Genomic DNA, 20,174 nt, shown 5'->3' with positions numbered 1-20,174 from the left:
ACCAGTGCAGTCGAGAGTGAACAGGTTCTCCGAAGGAGAGAGATTGTGAGAGAGCTAATTCGAGTACCCGACATCGGCAACGGTGAAGGTGAAGTCATTGAGTTGATGGTCAAGGTCGGCGATCGTATCGAAGCCGATCAGAGCATCCTGACGCTGGAGTCGGACAAGGCAAGCATGGAAATCCCTGCGCCTAAAGCCGGTGTCATCAAAAGCATGAAAGTGAAGCTCGGCGACCGCCTGAAAGAAGGCGACGAGTTGTTCGAACTGGAAGTCGAAGGCGACGCGGCTGCTCCTGCACAAGCGGCTCCCGCTGCGACCGCACCTGCCGCTGCCACGCCAGAAAAAGCGGCGCCTGCCGCCGCCCAGGCACCGGTTGCTGCACCCGCTGCCGCGGCCAGCGAAACGGTCCAGGACATCCATGTTCCGGACATCGGTTCGTCGGGCAAAGCCAAGATCATCGAATTGATGGTCAAGGTCGGGGACACCATCGTCGCTGATCAATCGCTGATCACGCTCGAATCCGACAAAGCCAGCATGGAAATTCCTTCGCCCGCTGCTGGCGTGGTCGAAAGCATCAGCGTCAAGCTGGACCAGGAAGTCGGCACCGGCGACCTGATCCTGAAATTGAAAGTGGCGGGCGCTGCAGCTCCAGCCGCAGCACCGGCTCAGGCTCAGGCGGCTGCACCAGCTCCAACCGAAGCGGCCGTACCGGCAGCAGCGTCGGCACCAAAAGCCGAAGCCGCTGCTCCAGCCGCCGTGGCACCCGCGAAAGACGGCGCCAAGGTTCACGCAGGCCCGGCAGTTCGCCAACTGGCCCGTGAATTCGGGGTAGAACTGAGTGCGGTTGGCTCAACCGGCCCACACGGTCGCGTGCTCAAAGAAGACGTGCAGGTTTACGTCAAAGCCATGATGCAGAAGGCCAAGGAAGCACCGGCCGGCGGCGCTACCGGGGGCGCGGGTATCCCGCCGATCCCGGAAGTCGATTTCAGCCGTTATGGCGAAACCGAAGAAGTGCCGATGACTCGCCTGATGCAACTCGGCGCGTCAAGCCTGCACCGCAGCTGGCTGAACATTCCGCACGTGACTCAGTTCGACCAGGCCGACATCACCGAACTGGAAGCTTTCCGCATCGCTCAGAAAGCCGTCGCAGAGAAGGCTGGCGTCAAGCTGACCGTCCTGCCACTGCTGCTCAAGGCCGCTGCGCATTTGCTCAAGGAACTGCCGGACTTCAACAGCTCGTTGGCGCCAAGCGGCAAAGCGATCATCCGCAAGAAGTACGTGAACATCGGCTTCGCCGTGGACACACCGGAAGGTCTGCTGGTCCCGGTCATCAAGAACGTCGATCAGAAGAGCCTCCTGCAACTGGCCGCTGAAGCTGCCGCTCTGGCAGAAAAAGCGCGCGCCAAAAAGCTCTCCGCCGATGACATGCAAGGCGCCTGCTTCACGATCTCCAGCCTCGGCCACATTGGCGGCACCGGCTTCACGCCGATCGTCAACGCACCGGAAGTGGCGATCCTTGGCGTGTCCAAGGCCACTATCCAGCCAGTCTGGGACGGTAAAGCCTTCCAGCCGAAACTGATGCTGCCACTCTCGCTGTCCTATGATCACCGCGTGATCAACGGCGCTGCGGCTGCGCGCTTCACCAAGCGCTTAAGCGAGCTGCTTGGGGATATCCGCACGATGCTCCTGTAAAAAAGCCGGCAGGCCCGTTTCCCCGGGCCTGCCGAGCACTGTTTTCCGAGCTGCCACGCTCGTACCTCAACCCCGCCAGCTTGGCGGGGCTTTTTTTTGCCCGCCGAACCGCTTTTCCTACAGCACGCATCGTCAGCAGCCGCAAACGCTGTAGCCCTTCATGAAGCGATTTTTTTCCTGTCCACCCTAAAATCAATGAGGCACTACACACCCAATTTGATTTGAACGGATTCAATCATGGAAATACTCAAGCCCACTGTCGGCCCTATCGTTGGCCACACCACCTCGCAACAATGCCGGATATTTCTTCGCAGCAAAAAAAGCGAGTCGCAAACCCCTCATTTCAGCGTTGCACGTTACCGAGTCAGTCACAATCCTGACTGGTCTGAACCTGTGTTCAACCAACTGATGCCTTACAACGACATGACGGCGGTCATGATCCTCGATGGCCTCGATGACAACACGGTCTATGACTATCAAGCAGGCTGGTTCAGCGCTGAAACAACCCTGGACAATGTCGCCCTGCAAAGCAGCGGCAAACTGAAGTGGCACAGCAGCACCTATGTCTTCAAAACGGCCACCCGCAATCCAAAAGCCGAGCGCAACTTCATCGTCGGCTCCTGCCGTTATATCCATACTTTGAGGGGCAGTGATGGAATGGGCCTATGGCCGGATCTGGGCGACCAAATGTTCAAAGTGATGTTCGACAAAGTCACCCGAAAGAAAATGCCCATTGATGCCGTGTTCATGGTGGGTGATCAGATCTATGCCGACGACCTCAACCTGATCAACCCGGCAGCGGCGCTGGAAGATTTCCTCAGCCGCTACCGGGTCGCGTTCAGCCAGGAAGGTATCGGCAAAATGATGAACAACGTACCCACCTACATGATCCTCGACGACCATGAGATCGAGGACAACTGGCCCGCCAAGGCCACCCCTCAGGACATAGAAACGCTCTACCCTGCAGCCATCAAGGCGTACAGCATCTACCAGTGCAGCCACAGCCCCCTGTACGACGCCAGGAAGAGCGGAGACATTTCCGGCGCGGTCATCCCGAAGAAGTTTTGGTACACCGTCACCAACGGCGTATCAGACTGGTTTGTCATGGACGTCCGAACCGAGCGCAAATTGCACACCACACCACCCGAAATGATTGGCACGGTGCAAATGGCCGCCCTGCTCGACAGGTTGAAAACCAGTGAGGCGCGAGTCAAGTTCGTGGTTACGCCGGTCATGTTTTACCCGGACCTCCAGTCAGACCATGGCGACAGCTGGAAGTCGTTCCCGGAACAACGCAACCAGATCCTCGACTACATTCGCTTCAATAAAATCCAGAACGTCGTATTCGTTTCCGGCGACGTTCATTGTTCGCTGATCAGTAAACTGACCCATTCGGCCGACCCCGACTTTAGCGTGCACACCATCGTGTCTTCGCCGCTGTACAAAATCCCGCTGTTGGCGACGTATGCTTACTCCTATGAATCGGACTTCATACTGAATGGGCTGGTGAGCATCGTGAACGACGGTGCTTACAACAGCCAACTCATCAGCAACGTTCACAGCGAAGACAACTTTGCCTATGTGAGCGCGAATGAAAAAGAAGTTCAGGTGCAATTCTTTGGCAAAAATGGCCAAACCCTGGAAAAACAGCCTGTCGTCATTACATTGGACTAACAGACCGCGTCTATCCTCTTTGCAGGCCAGCCGGTACCCACAATCCAGCGCAGAGCTTGTGGGTAAGGGCTTGCATGCGAAGCCCCAAGCCAGGCACACCCCGAAAGTCCCGGGAAATACTGCAGATCAATACGCCAATCGGTACGATTTATAGCACTAAGCCACTGCCCTCCCTTGTCAGCCTGAGCTGCATGATGCAACCTTGGCGCACGCGACAAAAAAGAGGGCGCAAGCCCGGGCGCGATCAGCATTCTGGAAGCGAGTTTGTTAATGAAAAGCCAACCCGATGCCGTCGGTCGAACCGCGGTCGAGGTAGTCACGCAATTACCGGTGCCCTCGCGGCTCGGTATGTTGCGTTTCGAACGGCTGAATGACGCTAGCTGGGCGCTGCTGTACCTCGATCCCAATTGCGAAAAGCAGTTTGGCCTGCCCGCGGTAGACCTTTGCTCCCTCGTTGGCTCGCCTTATGCCAGCCTGATGGAGCCCGAAGCGCGCTATCAGATGCATGACGACATCCAGCTGCAATTGGCCAACAGCCCGTTCTATCTGATCCGCTATACGCTGCACACTGCCGTTGGCCCGATCAGCCTGCTGGAGATGGGTGAGGGCTTTAAGCAGCATAACCGCCACCTGCTACGCGGCTACATCATCGTGGTCCAAGGCCTGCTCGGTGACAGCGGCCCTGCATCAGACCCGGATCTGGAAAACCAGAACAACCGCCTGCAAATTGCCCTTGAGCTCAACCAGCGTGCCCAGCATGAGCAACTGCTGCATCTGGAGCGTGTTCGCGCTCAGCAAAGCCTGATCCTGCGCCTGGCCCGTCATCGCTACAGCAGCCAAAACTCAGTGCAGGAAGCGGCCCAGCTGATCACTCAAAGCGCCTGTGAAATCTACGACATCGCCTGCGCCAGCATCTGGAACCTCAACGACCAGCGCCTGGAGCCGATTGCCGCGTTCAATCGCGACACTGGCGACTGCCTGCTGCCACAACCCATCGACGCCAGCCTGTTCCCGAGCTACCTCGGTGCCCTGCACACCGGCCGCGCCATTGATGCCAATGACGTATCACTAGACCCGCGCACCCGCGAGATGGCCGAAAGCCTGAAGCCTCGGGACATCAATGCGATGCTCGATGCCAGTATCCGTGTCGATGGCAATGTCGTCGGTGTGCTGTGCCTGGAACAGACCGGCACCCCGCGCGCCTGGCAGGCCGATGAAATAACCTTTGCCGGCGAGTTGGCCGATCAATTCGCGCAGGTTCTCAACAACCACAACCGACGCACCGCCACCAGCGCCTTGCATTTGTTCCAGCGCGCCGTGGAACAAAGCGCCAACGCCTTCTTGCTGGTCAATTGCGACGGGGTGGTTGAATACGTCAACCCGAGCTTCACCGCGATCACCCAATACACCACCGAAGAGGTCCACGGCCACCGGCTGTCAGATCTGACAGCGCTGGAAAACCTCAACGAATTGCTGCTCGACGCCAACTCCAGCCTCGCCAAAAGCAACAGCTGGCAAGGCGAGTTCAAGAGCCGTCGCAAAAATCTGGAACCCTATTGGGGTCAGCTTTCGATCTCCAAGGTGTATGGCGACAATCGTGAGTTGACTCATTACATCGGCATTTACGAAGACATCACCCAGACCAAGCTCGCACAACAGCGCATCGAACGCCTGGCCTACACCGACAACCTCACCAGCCTGGGCAACCGGCCGGCGTTCATTCGCAACCTTGATGAGCGCTTTGCCCGTGACAGCGACACGCCCATCAGCCTGTTGCTGGTGGACATCGACAACTTCAAACGCATCAACGACAGCCTTGGCCATCAGACTGGCGACAAACTGCTGATCAGCCTTGCCCGGCGCCTGCGGAACAGCCTGAGCCCCAGCAGCAGTCTGGCGCGATTTGCCAGTAACGAGTTTGCCGTGCTGTTGGATGACACCGACCTCGACGCCGGCCAGCAGATCGCCATCCAGGTACTCAAGACCCTGGATAAACCGATGTTCGTCGACAACCAGTTGATCAGCGTCACCGGCTCCGTGGGCCTCGCCTGCGCGCCACTGCACGGCCGCGATCCGCAAACCCTGATGAAGAACGCCGGCTTGGCTCTGCACAAGGCCAAGGCCAACGGCAAACATCAGGTGCAAGTGTTCACAGAAGCCCTCAACGCCGAGGCCAGCTATAAGCTGTTCGTCGAGAACAACCTGCGACGCGCCTTGACCCAAAACGAGCTGGAAGTGTTCTACCAACCCAAGCTGTGCCTGCGCAGCGGAAGGTTGCTGGGGATGGAAGCGCTGTTGCGCTGGAATCACCCGGAAAAAGGCATGATTCGCCCGGACCAGTTCATCAGCGTTGCAGAAGAAACCGGCCTGATCATCCCCATTGGTAAATGGGTCGCGCGTGAAGCGTGCCGCATGAGCAAACAACTGACCGCCGCCGGGCTGGGGCTCTTGCACGTTGCGATCAACCTGTCACCCAAGCAGTTTTCCGACCCGGACCTGGTGTCTTCGATTGCCAGCATCCTCAAGGAAGAACGTCTGCCAGCCCCCTTGCTGGAGCTTGAACTCACCGAAGGTTTGCTGCTGGAAGCGACCGAGGACACCCGACAACAACTCGATTCCCTGAAAAGTCTCGGGCTGACCCTGGCCATGGATGACTTCGGCACCGGTTACTCTTCCCTCAGCTACCTGAAAAAATTCCCGATTGACGTCATCAAGATCGATCGCAGCTTCATCCGCGACATTCCGGATAATCAGGACGACATGGAAATCACCTCAGCGGTGATCGCCATGGCCCACAACCTTAAACTCACGGTCGTGGCCGAAGGTGTCGAAACCGCCGAACAACTGGCGTTCCTGCGTCGCCATCGATGCGACGTCGGTCAAGGCTATCTGTTTGACCGGCCGATTCCAGGGCTGGAGCTGATCGACAAGCTCCGACGTTACCCTCGCGGCCCTCTGGTCTGACATCAGCGCGCCTCTCCCTACGCGTGTCCCGCCCCTTCCCTCGACCCTGAACAGTCGGGCAAACTGTCGGTCTATCGTCACTCACCCTCTATTAATCAGAAGCCCTGACTGACAATGCTTATCCGTTGTCTCGATCTATTCAGAGGATTTGGCTCATGGTTTTGCGCTCGGAGATACTCGTGAACAAAAATGAACTGCCTACCGCCTCGCAGGCACTGCCAGGCCGTGAAACGCACATGACCGTGCCGGAAAAGCATTTCGTCAACGGCAACCCGTTGCTCGGCCCGTTTCCTGGCACCGTGGATTTTGCGATTTTTGGGATGGGCTGTTTCTGGGGTGCTGAACGCCGTCTATGGCAGCAACCGGGCGTGTACAGCACGGCAGTCGGTTACGCCGGAGGCATGACGCCCAACCCGACCTACGAAGAAGTCTGCTCGGGCCTGACCGGCCACAGCGAAGTCGTTCTGGTAGTCTACGACACCGAACACACCACCTATGACGCGCTGTTGAAAGTGTTCTGGGAAACGCACAACCCGACTCAGGGCATGCGCCAGGGCGGCGACATCGGCACGCAATATCGCTCGGTTATCTATTGCACCAACGAAACTCAACTAGAAGCGGCGCTGGCCAGCAAGGCTGCTTTCCAAGCTGAACTGGATAAGGCAGGTTTGGGCCAAATTACGACAGAAATCGAAGAGGCGCCGACGTTCTACTACGCCGAGGCTTATCATCAGCAATACTTGGCAAAGAACCCGGCTGGGTATTGCGGGATTGGTGGGACCGGGGTGTGCATGCCGCCGAGTTTGAATGCGGATTGATTTGAACTGAGTCGTCCTTCTTCCGAGTGCCCGCTGACCTGCAGGAGCGCGCTTGCACGCGATGGCGTCAATTCAGGCAATGAAAAATCGTCTGAAAGTATGTCATTGCGGGCAAGCGCACTTACGCCGTCAGATCAAAGTTCCGAAATCAACGCTAGAGCATCCATAGAAAGCCTTCTCACACGACAGGCGGCTGTCCTGAATCAAATAACCTGTTATTTCTGACAGTATCTTGCTGAAGAACTCACAGACATGAGCCTGATGGGGCTTTGCGAGGAAGGTCAAATATTTCGATATAACAATGTTGGCGATTTCGACCCTCGGTTCAATAATGGCCAACCCACTCACATAGAAAGTTATTCAGACCAGAAATATCACGCTGACGGGATGAACTGCAAACTGAAAAGTGTCGAAAAATTCAGTGCTCCATCTCCTTAATCCTCCATGATTAAAATAATTAATGGATGAAACCATGAGCAACGCAATCGCCAAAGGATATAAGGCAGCGTTCCGAAACCACCCCATTTACGAGTTGAGCGACTGAGAGGTTTGATCGTTTGCCCAGCGGACTCGCTGAACCTAAAGCACCTGTCATTTCTGACAGCTAGAGATCCGGGCGCACTTGCCGTAAGGTCAATATTCAAATACTTGGAGTTGCCAATATGAAAAGTAAAGCGATTACACCCAATGCGTTAGACCCTGAATTCGGTACAGATGGAAAGTTTGAATTCGGAAAAGAAATAATCATTAAACCTAATTCTTTTGGAGCCACCACTCAACTCCTACAAGGTGGCTACCTATGCGGCGGCACTGCATACGGCGGAAAAAATGAATTAAACATTGCCAATTGGCTGGTAAAATTAAGCCAACATGGAACGATTGATACAACATTTGGAGACGGCGGCTTATTGTACTTCCAACCCGCTGTTCTCGACGGCTCTCGGCAGATGTCGATCATGGGACTCTGCCAAACGGCAGAGCATATTCTGATCTTGGGATTGTCATCGAGCCCACAGGGCCAATGGTTTCAGGAGGTAGCAATGCTCCGTTCAAGCCTTACCGGTGAGCTTGATGTAAGTTTTGGGAACGGTGGCGTGAAAAGAATAACGCTGCCCACCTTTAAGAATAGCCCAGCCGCCAGCGCTGATGGGACGAATAGAAACAATGAGAACCATGAGAACACTGGTAATTTTATTTGTGAAGGCGGTACGATTACCATCATAGGTCGAGAAGCGATAGTCCGCCTCACCCATGAAGGCGAGTTAGACACCTCATTCAATGGAACAGGTGTTTTGCCATTAGATGATTACGACCTCAGTGAAGGATTTATTGCAACCCAGCCCAAGGACGCAACGTTGCTGGTTGCTAAAGAGAATAGAATTGCTCGATACACCACCGCAGGCAGTCTAGACACAACGTTTGGTGTAGAGGGCTCCTACACCGCACCCAAAAACCTTAGGCCCATTGTCGCGGTCATTGCAGCCCCTGAAGGAGCAATCTATTACATCGCTATCGAACTCATCAACGACACCCAACATCACTATTTAGGCAAGCTGGGCATTGATGGCACGTTTGACAATGACTTTAACCGCGGTCAGCATGTTCGACTGCCGTTTTACCAAAACGATTCTTTAGCGTGGTTTGGATACCTTGCGCTAGGCGATCTAAACAACGTTTACGTAGCGATGTCAGCCCGAGACTCCATTCTGATTGAAGTGAGTTTAGTGTCGCGTTACCAGAGCAATGGGGAGCTCGATGAGACCTTTGGCAATCTTGGTACCTTCGTAACCCCCCTTGCGCTTAAAAGCATCCGTACCAATGGACTCGCTACAGGTAAGATCGTGGTTTTCGGAAACAAGGTCAGGGATCAAGTAACCGACCCATTGAGCGCCGAGGCACACGGTATAAGTGAATAGTTTCCAGCTAGCGACGTCAGTGGCGGCGGTTGATTTATTTTCGATAAAACATTGAAGATAAATCAATCTTGTTGCTCTCAAGATTCCGCAATCAACCAATCCATCTGCCAGCCACCCTGAGTTTGCCCCAAGGTCTTGGCCAGCCATGGCATCAGCTCGCGCAGCTCCTCTTCCAGACCCCAAGGCGGGTTGGCGATGGCTAGGCCAGAGCCATTCAAGCTTTGCGGGGTGTCCAGCGGGTGCACGAATAATTCTACTCGCAACAACTTCGGCGCACCGGTTTCGGCCAGGTCTTGATAGAAGCGTTTCAACAGACGCTGATCCTTGATCGGGTACCAGATCGCGGTCACGGTCTGACGCATGCGGCCGATGGCTTCTTTCAGGGCCACGGCGCAACGCTTCATTTCGTCGAGTTGTTCGAACGGCGGGTCGATCAGCAACAGCCCACGTTTTTCCGCCACTGGCAGCAGCGCACGCGGCACGTGCCAACCCTCACCCAAATGCACCGCAACGCGGCGATCACCCTTCATGTTCTCTTTAAGCAGTCGCCCGTCTTCGGGGTGCTTCTCATTGAGCAGAATGCGCTCACGCTCGCGGGTCAGGCGACGGGCAATTTCCGGAGAACCTGGGTAATAACGCAGCTCGCCGTCGGGGTTCATGTCGTGCAGCACCTGCAGATAATCGGCCGCCAGCGCAGGCAGGTCCGGCGCGTCCCACAAGCGCGCAATGCCCTCGAGCCATTCGCCCGTGCGGGTGGCCTGATCGCCTTTGAGGTCATACAGACCAATCCCGGCGTGACTGTCGATGTAGGCGAACGGCTGCTCCTTGCGCGCCATCAGGGCGATCAAGCGAGTCAGGATCAGGTGTTTGAACACGTCGGCATGGTTGCCTGCGTGGAAGGCGTGACGGTAATTCATGGCGGCTCCTGGAAGGGAGCGGAGTTTAGCAGCTGTGCTGGAAGGGTCCAAATTGCTCGGCGATTATCGCTGCCCGAAATGGTGCGTTTGGGTGACTCCTGCAGGTCACCGGTCAAGGTGTCGTTATTATCTAGTTAGTTTTATTATTTCTATAATACTTCCGCCGGTATGGTCCGGAAATATTTTGATAACGTTCAGCCCAACATTTGAGAAAGAAATATCTATCGGTTTGGGGCCTACGCTTGGGTGTCGCTGACTAGATAATAGTATTCGATTTTTATCGTACGCTTCGAAGAGGCTCGCTTGTCCGTACCACCGAAAACTAACTTTCGCGTACGTTGACTTCAATCTGAGTTCCATCGCAAATACCGCAGGAGGGCTTTCATTGTCGTTGTAATGGAGATACCAAATGTCCCGAGGTGCCGCAGGGGGATAGCAAACAACGCTCACAATTGCGCTGGTGCTCCCCGAGACGAGTGCGATCTCCAGGAAAGGGGTGTCAATACTCCCCCCAAGGGACGTACTTTGTACAGGAATGAACTCAAACGTCTCTAACTGTGCACTTACCTTCAATCGAAGCACAGGGAAAGACATTGCATCATGCTGCGAGGGAGATTTGCCAAATCCAACTTCAATAGTCAGGGTAAGCTCACTGGAGTCTTTCAATCGCTCCAAGTCAACCTGAGGGATATTCAGCGCAATGCCATTCAAGATCTCTTGTTGACCAATAATATATCCATCCAGCAGATTTAGTTGGAACCTGGAGCCATCCACCATCGTACCAATGAGTGTCAGCCATACCGTCTGCCCTACCGCTATCAACGGCCAGGCCTCAACGGTTACATCGCCTCCCCCGTCGAACGTTGTCAAATCCAGTACGTCCTCCGAGGCCTGAGTGATCTGCGGGGTGGGCAGTTTGTCCGCCGCGATCGGTTGCACGATCAGGTTCAGAATCTCGGACAGGATCACCCCATCCGGACGGACCACGGCATAGATGACCTGAATGGTTTTGCCCACCGCGAGAGTCACATCGGCAACGGGAACCAGGAACGTCACCTTTCCAAACAGGCTGCCATTTTTTACCTCGAAAGTGTCGTTGCCATTGAAGGACAAGCCAATGAAGTCGGACAACCTCATTGATGGATAAACCACCTCGACATGCACCCCGGAAGGGTTACCCAAAAGCGGGTCCAGGGAATCCGAAGGGGCTTCTTGCACATGCGGTTTGGGGTAATCAGCATTTTGCGTGGGCGCGAGGCTGTTGAGGACCGTCGACAAAGCGCTCTTGGTTGCTGAGGCGAACGCGTCGCAGGCTTTTTTTGTGCTTCGGTTAATGCGCTCATGGTGTTCGTCCTTGATGTTTAATTTCCAGATTGAGCCGCCCAGTACTTTATGGTTTGAGCCCGGCGATTAGTGAAAGGGCTGGTTTATGTACAACAATCAGCCCCCTATTTTCACTCTACTATTGGGTCATAGAGAAATTATCTATAAACGTGCTGGAATTATCACCTGTAACCACCGAAATAGATTTTATTTTTCTATCCGGGCTACTGGCGTATTCAAACCATATTCTAGATTCGAGTTGCTGCGAAACATGGGACCATATTAAACTTCCGCCCTCATCGAAATATGAAACTGTATATATCAAACTTTTGAAGGCGCCGAACCTAACTTTCCTTGCCGGCTTGTTAAGGGTTAACAGCACGCTGGAGGGGCTACCCAGCGTTATTGCCGAACCAGTTATCCACGGGGGCAGAGTAAAAAATCCAGCATCTCTAATAAAAACATTTCCCGCCCTTGCTGTGAGCACCATTGTCGGAAAACCTATTGATTGCCCTACGAGTAGATCTTGATTTGCAGCATTAAAAGCTTCGAACAATATAAAATCTTCAATTGTATATACGGGGTTTGGAAATTTAATCGCCTCTCCCTCATCACCGCCCCTATCGAACCCAACCGTAACCCAAACCCTCAACTCACTCCCAACCGTAAACTTCTCCAACTCCGCCCGCGCAATAGTCCCCCTAACCCCCTTACTCACATCCGCCGCCGTTACCACATAAGCCTTCAGCAACTCCATAGTCGGCCCCCCACTCGGCCCACTCACCGTCAGCCATACCGTCTGCCCTACCGCTATCAACGGCCAGGCCTCAACGGTTACATCGCCTCCCCCGTCAAACGTTGTCAAATCCAGTACGTCCTCCGAGGCCTGAGTGATCTGCGGGGTGGGCAGTTTGTCCGCCGCGATCGGTTGCACGATCAGGTTCAGAATCTCGGACAGGATCACCCCATCCGGACGAACCACGGCATAGATGACCTGAATGGTTTTGCCCACCGCGAGAGTCACATCGGCAACGGGAACCAGGAACGTCACCTTTCCAAACAGGCTGCCATTTTTTACCTCGAAAGTGTCGTTGCCATTGAAGGACAAGCCAATGAAGTCGGACAACCTCATTGATGGATAAACCACCTCGACATGCACCCCGGAAGGGTTACCCAAAAGCGGGTCCAGGGAATCCGAAGGGGCTTCTTGCACATGCGGTTTGGGGTAATCAGCATTTTGCGTGGGCGCGAGGCTGTTGAGGACCGTCGACAAAGCGCTCTTGGTTGCTGAGGCGAACGCGTCGCAGGCTTTTTTTGTGCTTCGGTTAATGCGCTCATGGTGTTCGTCCTTGATGTTTAATGCTTCTGGGTTTCCCGCCAGGACTTCATGCTCTGACGGGCGGGTAGAGACTGATTTATTTTCAACACTTCACCGAAAATCGGCCTGCCCCCTTTCTTAAACTTTTATCTGCCCCGCAGCTCATATATATGTGAACGTAAAATTATCTAGCCCGATCCCGGAGAACCCAGGAATTGTTGGGCGATCTATTACTATGGACTTTATTTTCCTTGTCGCAGTGAAATACTCTATCCATTTTGTGGCCGGATAGGTAATTACTGCGGGTTCTAGCTGAGTGGTGATCGTAAGTTCTTGCTCATCTTTGTATGCAATAGTGGCATCCCCTGATTGATATTGAGCTGCAAATCTGATGCTTTTTGCGGGGGATTTTAGTGTAATGGTTATCCGACCGAGATTAAAATGCGCCATTAAACCCGTGATATACGGCGGATATTTATAATCGGATCTAATTACCCAGCTTTGAGCTGCTGAAATACTGAATGCTCGGAAGCTTTCTACCTGTTCTGGAGGGACGCGTCCCTCCTTTGCTGTCTCGAAACCTTCAAAGCTAATCAGAGTTGTCTTAAATGCGGCAGTCGGAAGTTCAACTGCCTCTGCCTCATCACTCCCGCCCTCAAACCCAACTTTGCACATCACCCCCAACTCACTCCCATCCTCCAATTTCTCCAACTCCGCCCGCGCAATAGTCCCCCTAACTCCCTTACTCACATCCGCCGTCGTCATCACATAAGCATTCAGCAGCTCCATAGTCGGCACCCCACCCGGCCCACTCACCGTCAACCAAACCGTCTGCCCCAACGCAATCAACGGCCAGGCCTCAACCGTCACATCGGCATCCCCGTCAAACGTTGTCAAATCCAGTACGTCCTCCGAGGCCTGAGTGATCTGCGGGGTGGGCAGTTTGTCTGCCGCGATCGGTTGCACGATCAGGTTCAGAATCTCGGACAGGATCACCCCATCCGGACGGACCACGGCATAGATGACCTGAATGGTTTTGCCCACCGCGAGAGTCACATCGGCGACGGGGACCAGAAACGTTACCTTTCCAAACAGGCTGCCATTTTTTACCTCGAAAGTGTCGTTGCCATTGAAGGACAAGCCAATGAAGTCGGACGACGTCATTGATGGATAAACCACCTCGACATTCACCCCGGAAGGGTTACCCAAAAGCGGGTCCAGGGAATCCGAAGGGGCTTCTTGCACATGCGGTTTGGGGTAATCAGCATTTTGCGTGGGCGCGAGGCTGTTGAGGACCGTCGACAACGCGCTCTTGGTTGCCGAGGCAAACGCGTCGGAGATTTCTATTTCCTGTGCCGCAGTTAATACACTCATGGCGTTCTTCCTTGATGTGGGTGAAGCTGGCAGGCACGCGCATGACATGGCCTGCTCCGAGTTAGGGGAATGATTCAGTTTCGGACTTGCACCGAAAATCGATCCGTCCCCAATGGGCGATCAGACTTGCATTACAAAGTTATCCCACAGCGTCCAGTCTTTGTTTTGATTCACGATTTCTATGTAACGAATAGGCTTGCCAAGGCTTTCATAGTGCAAATGTTGATTGCTGGCCTTGGGCAGCACCTCTGCATGAAGCTCTAGTTTATTGGCATCCAGATACCGAATGGCCGTGCTACCGGTCTCTACGCCGTGGACATCGCAGTTCACTATGCGGCATTCGACATTCAGTTCAAGTTCAAGGGTTTGGTTGCCTGAGGCGGCATAACCGAGTTGTAGCACTGTGCCGACGAAATAGTCGGCGGCCTCTGGAGGCAGTATGTAGCCGGGAGCAAAACCCGCCTGCCCTGTCCCGGATAAAAACCGAATGGTCATGTGGGGCGTAGTGACCGACCCTCCGACGGTTATCAAGTCCCCGGTATGGATCGAAAAGTCGTCGGTAATCTCGCCAGGAACCGCATCGCCCAGAATGCTTAATGTTCTGGTGAACGATTTGGACTGGCCGCCTGCGCTGCGAAGCACCTCGTAAAACACATCGACACTTGCGTCTCGGCTAAAGCCAATCAATGCAGTCGTTATGGGCCATGTGAGCATTTGGTTGTCGGTGGCGGCTCTGAAATCCCGCGAGGCTGTGCCGTCTGCGGTGGCACCTGTCCAGTAAATCGTGACGGTGTCCAGTCGCTTCAATGAAATGGCCTGACCGTCTACATGTACAGATGTGCCCTGTGGGTACTTAGCGGGGTCGAAAACATCGCCTGGTGCGTTATCCACCGCTGGCATAAGCAGCAGGATACTGGTGCCTACCGTGTAGGTGGCCGCACTTGAGGGCTGGGTGTTTTCAGTTGTCGCTGACAGCACGCGATAGCTCACGGCCAGCGTGCCGTTGATCAGTGGATCAAGATGACTTTTATCAACGAGAAAGGTGGCGTCTGTGTTGCTCTCATTTTGCCCTACGCTGTACTCATCGGTGTGAACGAGCGAGGTTCCGGTCTGAGTTCTGCCCTCCCAGCGCAGGTAAATGATGTCGCCAAAATCCTTGCCGTTGTAAGGCTTGATACGTACTGTCGCCGCCAAGGTCACTGTGCCGGGATCAATGAGCGCGCCATTGGCCTCATCCACCGCAGGCGGTGCCAATTGGAGGGGCGTTCCGATGACCGTATACCCTGCAATCGGCGAGTTCTGTGTGCTGCCCGTCGCGCTGAACACCACTTGGTAACTCAACTCCAGCGCGCCGCCTGCCAGTTGATCGGCGTAAGCCCTCGGGACGTTGAAGGTGATTTCTTTCAGTTCGCCTCCCACTACGATGACGGTACTGCTGCTGTAGTTGACCGGGTCGCCTAAAGCGCTGGTGCCCTTCCAGTTGACGACGATTTTGTCGCCGACGCTTTGGCCGGAATAGGCGGCGATAGTTACCGTTGCGCTGTCGCCGATGATCAGGGCGAGGTCGATGGTGGTGGTGCCGCCAGCTTCTTTGACGACGGCCAGGGCGAGCTGAACTGGCAAGCCAGTGAGGGTGATGGTGGTGGTTTTTGATTGTTTATCTGGCGTAGCGCCTGTTTGGCTGAGGCTGTAACGCACCACCGCAGAGCCGCCCGCGATGAGTTTCAGGTGGGCGTTGGGGATGGTGAAGGTCGCGTGATCGAAGCCGGGATCGTCGACTGTCACTGGTGCAAGGGTCAGGCTGATGTCGGCGGTCGGTGTTTTGCCTACCCAGTCGAGGGTGACGGTGTAGGCTTTTCCGTTGCCGGTGTAAGAAGGAATCGCCACATGCGCATCAGCATCGCCGAGCGCTTCCAGATTGAGGATCAACGTAACGCGGTCGGCCTCATTAACCCGAGGGGAAGCCAGCGCATCTGGATCAATCTCAACCCGCACATAAGTTGACGGTGACACCAACGAGTAGTTATCCACAATGTCGCGGACTTCATAATTGACCAGCAGCATGTCACTGCTGCCGCCCGCTTCGAGCGTCTCTGGGGGGACCACGACGTTTTGCGGCCCTAACGTTGTCAGCGCCGGATGGATCACGCGCAGGTTGTTCCACATCACAGTCAGTTCATCGCCTACTTCTTGATAAGCCCATGCAGGCACGGTGACGATGACATCGGCAGCTGGGTTATTTACCGGATCAGGGCTGACCGTGCAGGCCACCAGATTTTCGTTGATGGCGGTCGAGGTATCGGGGTCCAAATCCCCCGGCGATAGGCGGCTGACCGCGACGGTGCGCGTGGGCGATGTCTGCAAGTCCCCGGCCTGGTTGTCAAACAGTGTGTAATACACTTCGGCGCCGGGGTCCTGAACAAGGACAGTGCCCACGCTGAAACTCAGCCAGCCCTGGTCGATGGTCGGCTGATCGAGGTTGTACTGCTGCACGTCGTTGTTATTCCAGTACAGCGTGATGGTGTCGCCCACGCGCGTGACGTCGGGGAGTTTGGCGGTCAGTCCGATTCTCTTGTTGGGGTCATAGAGTTGGTGATACCCCAGGCCGCGGCGGGGGTTTTCGTCGGAGTCGTTGAAGTCACTGAAGACCAGAGGGCCGAGATCGTCGATGTTCATGGTTGCCGTCCTTAATGTTTAACTTTAGATAGACTGTCAGAACGTTACGCTCTGACGAAGCGGGAAGGGTTTGATTTAGTTTCAACGCGCTACTGAAAACTTGACCCCAACTTCCGCAACCAATCATATGAATAAATCAAACTGCCTTATTCTTTCGCTGATGAATCAGTCCCATTGACTCATGGCGCGGGTCGGTGCGCTATGGAAAAATTATCCATGACTATTGCACCGCGATCACCGCGGCTATAAATTACAGATATAGTGTATATTTTCTTGCCAGAATCACAAGTATACTCGACCCATTTACCAAGCACGCCACCAAACTGGTACACAGACAACGACAGTCCCTGCACATCAAGATAATTGATTGTTATCGTACCGACTGAATCAGAGTAGATTCCAAAAACCACGCGCTCGGCGGGTGTTGCAAGTCTGAACTCTACTGTGCCGCCAAGCATCCAAACCATATAATTTGTTGCCCAAGGGCTATAGCCCGCATTTACGATTTTAACTTCGGTTCTGGCTAAAACAGTTAGTGCCGGGAATTGCCTAACGCCTCCGGCCGGGATAGTTTCATTGTGAATTGCAGTTTCGAAATTTTCGATTTCTATACGCCAGTTCAGACTTATATTGAAAATTGAAATCGGAAATCCAACAGCTATCGACTCATCACTCCCCCACTCAAACCCAACCTTAAAAACCACCCTCAACTCCCCTCCTTCCTCAAGCCTATCCAACTCCCCTCGCGCAATAACCCGACCAATCCCATTAGTCACATCCGCTGCCGTAATCGCATACCCCTCCAACAACTTCCAAATCGGTACCCCACCCGGCCCTGTAACCGTCAACCAAACCGTTTGCCCCACCGCAATCAACGGCCAGGCCTCAACCGTCACATCGGCATCCCCGTCAAACGTCGTCAAGTCCAGCACGCCCTCCGAGGCCTGAGTGATCTGCGGGGTGGGCAGTTTGTCTGCCGCGATCGGTTGCACGATCAGGTTCAGAATCTCGGACAGGATCACCCCATCCGGACGGACCACGGCATAGATGACCTGAATGGTTTTGCCCACCGCGAGGGTGACATCGGCGACGGGAGCCAGGAACGTCACCGTGCCAAACACACTGCCGTTTTGCACCGCAAAGGTGTCGTTGCCGTTAAAGAACAAGCCAATGATGTCGGACGACCTCATTGATGGATAAGCCACCTCGACATGCACCCCGGACGGGTTACCCAGCAGCGGGTCCAGAGTATCCGAAGGGGCTTCTTGCACATGCGGTTTGGGGTAATCAGTATTTTGCGTGGGTGCGAGGCTGTTGAGGGCCATCAACGAGGAGTCCTTGGTTGCCGAAGCGAACGCGTCGGTGGTTTTTTCTTGTGCTGCGGTTAATGCACTCATGGTGGTTCGTCCTTGAGGATGCGTTAATCGTCTAACGCTTCATGTTCTGAAGTAGCAGAGGAGGAGGACTCATTTCTACCGCTTAGCCGAAATAAGCCATCCCCCTGCTATAGCCCTAAAGTAAGGGGATCGAACAACTGCCTCCGGCCTCGTTCATGGCAAACCGGACAAACTTCTGGAGCCCGTTAGTTCTGCCGCGATCATTGCTGATGCTGTAGTCGAGAATCGCACCGTTCCGGCAAATCAAGTAGATCAACGAGTACGGCAGCGCAACCTCGTAATAACCGGCCGCCAGCATCGCCTGAGTAATGAGCACGTCATCCGACTTCAATCTCGACGCTTCAATGGGCGGGGCAGCTGGATCTGTTGCGTCCACGCTGCTGACGCCCACAAAGTTATAACTTAGGACGGGCGACCTACCGATGTCTATATTGCTTACCCCCGACAAGGTAATACGGAAAGTCGTGCCGTTTAGGCCGGCGGCCCGGGTAATAATATTGCTGGCGTTTGCTTCCGGAAAAATACCCCGTGCTAGCGGAGCGCCATCACCGGGAAGTTCAGCACTCGACGCAACCGTGACTACCTGAACTTTAGATTTAACGGTCACGGTGTTAGTAGCATCCAGCTTTCTTGTGACGGTGAAATAGACATTGATATCACCGACACCTATGGCCCCGATAACTGCAACAAAAGGTACCGGTATCAATATATTGCTCCCTTCGTTCGGCGCGGTGACCGTGACAAATGGCATCTCAGGCAAAGACACTGTGCCCCAGTACAATTGAATGACATCGCCAATAGTCCAGATGACGTTTAAGTCTTCCCCTACACGGGGAATGGTTGCGGTTGCATTCTGCCCATAATTCCCGGGATTTATCGTGTTAACCGGGCTGGTCCCACATTGGATGCTGGGGGGTTTGATGTTCTCATGCTCAGGCGTCGTTGGGTCTGGGTCTGGGTTTGGTCCGCCAGGTGTACGCAAGTCGACATTGACCAAGGCTACAAGGGACTCGACACGAGGCGAACCGGTTCTCTGCAGCCAGTAGCTGACCTTGATATCCCGACCGTTTCCGACTTCCGCTACGACGTCGTAGGGTACGGCAATGGTCGCGATCGGATCGGGGGCAGGTGGAACTGGGTCGGACACGGAGAAGGGACTGATGGTCCGGCCACCCCAAATGACGTAAATAAAATCACCTGCCACGGCACCGTCGTAGTGCGGAATGACCACCCCGACATCGGCCACGGCATCGTTGTAGGTAATCAGACCGTCATCGTTTTCAGGCACCAGTGGTGCAAGTAATTCCGGCAGATTGAGGAATACGTCAATGGCGGTAGATTCCGGATTACTCCGGACATTTCCAGCCCAGTCGGTTACCCGATAGCTAAAATATTTTTTACCATCGGCCGTGGCTTTCAGATCGGCCTCGGTAATGGTGACAGGCAGTTGACGTTTAGGATCTGTCACCATGAACGTTGGCGAAAGAAAAGAACCTGTTGTGGGGCTGGTTCCCAGCCACAGTTCTACAAGGTCGTCCGCTTCGCTGTCGAAAAAGGGGTCTACGACAATATTTAGAAGCCCGTCCACCAAGTCGCTAACGGTAATACCTGAAAGCTGGGCCTCGGTAAATAGCAAGGGTGGTAACTGATCACCGCCTGGCGCGAGCCGGTCAAACCGGACCGTGAGTGGCAATAACGTAGTTTGACCGTCTTCGGAAGCGGTGTCGTAAATTTGGTAATTCAGTACAACCCGCGTGTCCGTTCCGTTTGCCGGAAAATCCGCTACTTTGATCAGAAGATCAAATTCAGTAAGTGACGGATCGGTAAGATCAACCAAGGACAAGTCAACAGGAGCGCCATAAGCGACGCCATCCCTAAGAAGCTGAATAGAGTCGGTATTTTTCATCTCTGGGGATTTTGGTACTTTCACAACGACATCGGCTGTCAGCAATGCAATTGGAATAGTCCCCCTCAGGGAATCAGCAGCCGGCACCGTGAGCGCGGGCAATGCGGACGGCGCAAGAGTGACTGCAGTTTTTTTTACACCCGCATACGCTTGAATAATGGTCATGATTACACCCTGCTTGATGAGTAGTGTTTAATTA

The 20,174-nt window shown here is 54.3% G+C and carries 12 protein-coding genes; 5 read left to right on the top strand and 7 right to left on the bottom strand.

Annotation, left to right across the window (positions count from 1 at the left end; translation table 11 throughout):
* Positions 1 to 45: 45 nt before the first annotated feature.
* The 5 genes from aceF (at position 46) to RHM55_RS17260 (ending at position 9,064) form a co-directional block, all read left to right on the top strand.
* Entirely contained in the window at positions 46 to 1,692 is a 1,647-nt protein-coding gene (gene aceF / locus RHM55_RS17280) for a dihydrolipoyllysine-residue acetyltransferase (protein WP_322177523.1), read from the top strand.
* 237 nt (positions 1,693 to 1,929) lie between these two features.
* The gene (locus RHM55_RS17275; RefSeq protein ID WP_322177522.1) at positions 1,930 to 3,366 is read left to right on the top strand and encodes an alkaline phosphatase D family protein; all 1,437 of its coding nucleotides are present in this window, start codon (positions 1,930 to 1,932) and stop codon (positions 3,364 to 3,366) included.
* A gap of 270 nt (positions 3,367 to 3,636) precedes the next feature.
* The gene (locus RHM55_RS17270; protein WP_322177521.1) at positions 3,637 to 6,330 is read left to right on the top strand and encodes a putative bifunctional diguanylate cyclase/phosphodiesterase; all 2,694 of its coding nucleotides are present in this window, start codon (positions 3,637 to 3,639) and stop codon (positions 6,328 to 6,330) included.
* Between the two features lie 155 nt (positions 6,331 to 6,485).
* Positions 6,486 to 7,148 (top strand): peptide-methionine (S)-S-oxide reductase MsrA, encoded by a 663-nt coding sequence (msrA, locus tag RHM55_RS17265; protein WP_322177520.1) that lies wholly within the window; start codon positions 6,486 to 6,488, stop codon positions 7,146 to 7,148.
* Between the two features lie 662 nt (positions 7,149 to 7,810).
* A complete protein-coding gene (locus RHM55_RS17260; protein WP_322177519.1) occupies positions 7,811 to 9,064 on the top strand; it encodes a hypothetical protein in 1,254 nt (417 codons plus the stop codon).
* A gap of 77 nt (positions 9,065 to 9,141) precedes the next feature.
* Here RHM55_RS17260 and RHM55_RS17255 read toward each other — a convergent pair whose 3' ends face one another.
* From RHM55_RS17255 to RHM55_RS17225, 7 genes are all read right to left on the bottom strand, one after another.
* The gene (locus RHM55_RS17255) at positions 9,142 to 9,981 is read right to left on the bottom strand and encodes a 23S rRNA (adenine(2030)-N(6))-methyltransferase RlmJ (RefSeq protein WP_322177518.1); all 840 of its coding nucleotides are present in this window, start codon (positions 9,979 to 9,981) and stop codon (positions 9,142 to 9,144) included.
* Positions 9,982 to 10,107: 126 nt separating this feature from the next.
* The gene (locus RHM55_RS17250) at positions 10,108 to 11,259 is read right to left on the bottom strand and encodes a hypothetical protein (RefSeq protein ID WP_322177517.1); all 1,152 of its coding nucleotides are present in this window, start codon (positions 11,257 to 11,259) and stop codon (positions 10,108 to 10,110) included.
* Between the two features lie 184 nt (positions 11,260 to 11,443).
* Positions 11,444 to 12,481 (bottom strand): hypothetical protein, encoded by a 1,038-nt coding sequence (locus tag RHM55_RS17245; protein WP_322177516.1) that lies wholly within the window; start codon positions 12,479 to 12,481, stop codon positions 11,444 to 11,446.
* A gap of 303 nt (positions 12,482 to 12,784) precedes the next feature.
* Positions 12,785 to 13,996 (bottom strand): hypothetical protein, encoded by a 1,212-nt coding sequence (locus RHM55_RS17240; RefSeq protein ID WP_322177515.1) that lies wholly within the window; start codon positions 13,994 to 13,996, stop codon positions 12,785 to 12,787.
* A gap of 120 nt (positions 13,997 to 14,116) precedes the next feature.
* Positions 14,117 to 16,672, bottom strand: coding sequence for a hypothetical protein (locus RHM55_RS17235; protein WP_322177514.1), 2,556 nt, complete (start codon positions 16,670 to 16,672; stop codon positions 14,117 to 14,119).
* A gap of 179 nt (positions 16,673 to 16,851) precedes the next feature.
* Positions 16,852 to 18,069, bottom strand: coding sequence for a hypothetical protein (locus tag RHM55_RS17230; protein WP_322177513.1), 1,218 nt, complete (start codon positions 18,067 to 18,069; stop codon positions 16,852 to 16,854).
* Between the two features lie 115 nt (positions 18,070 to 18,184).
* The gene (locus tag RHM55_RS17225) at positions 18,185 to 20,140 is read right to left on the bottom strand and encodes a hypothetical protein (RefSeq protein WP_322177512.1); all 1,956 of its coding nucleotides are present in this window, start codon (positions 20,138 to 20,140) and stop codon (positions 18,185 to 18,187) included.
* Between the last annotated feature and the right edge of the window lie 34 nt (positions 20,141 to 20,174).

Origin of the sequence: Pseudomonas sp. MH9.2, assembly GCF_034353875.1 — a bacterium.
In the GTDB taxonomy this organism is placed as follows: Bacteria; Pseudomonadota; Gammaproteobacteria; order Pseudomonadales; family Pseudomonadaceae; genus Aquipseudomonas.
Note: the sequence above shows the minus strand (reverse complement) of the source record. Positions and strands in the feature narration are given on the sequence as shown.

Bases quoted from the DNA above. Each gene is read 5' to 3' on its own strand.
- msrA (WP_322177520.1), top strand. From the start codon at position 6,486: ATGGTTTTGCGCTCGGAGATACTCGTGAACAAAAATGAACTGCCTACC.
- RHM55_RS17270 (WP_322177521.1), top strand. From the start codon at position 3,637: ATGAAAAGCCAACCCGATGCCGTCGGTCGAACCGCGGTCGAGGTAGTC.
- RHM55_RS17230 (WP_322177513.1), bottom strand. From the start codon at position 18,069: ATGAGTGCATTAACCGCAGCACAAGAAAAAACCACCGACGCGTTCGCT.
- RHM55_RS17225 (WP_322177512.1), bottom strand. From the start codon at position 20,140: ATGACCATTATTCAAGCGTATGCGGGTGTAAAAAAAACTGCAGTCACT.
- RHM55_RS17235 (WP_322177514.1), bottom strand. From the start codon at position 16,672: ATGAACATCGACGATCTCGGCCCTCTGGTCTTCAGTGACTTCAACGAC.
- RHM55_RS17255 (WP_322177518.1), bottom strand. From the start codon at position 9,981: ATGAATTACCGTCACGCCTTCCACGCAGGCAACCATGCCGACGTGTTC.
- RHM55_RS17240 (WP_322177515.1), bottom strand. From the start codon at position 13,996: ATGAGTGTATTAACTGCGGCACAGGAAATAGAAATCTCCGACGCGTTT.
- RHM55_RS17260 (WP_322177519.1), top strand. From the start codon at position 7,811: ATGAAAAGTAAAGCGATTACACCCAATGCGTTAGACCCTGAATTCGGT.
- RHM55_RS17275 (WP_322177522.1), top strand. From the start codon at position 1,930: ATGGAAATACTCAAGCCCACTGTCGGCCCTATCGTTGGCCACACCACC.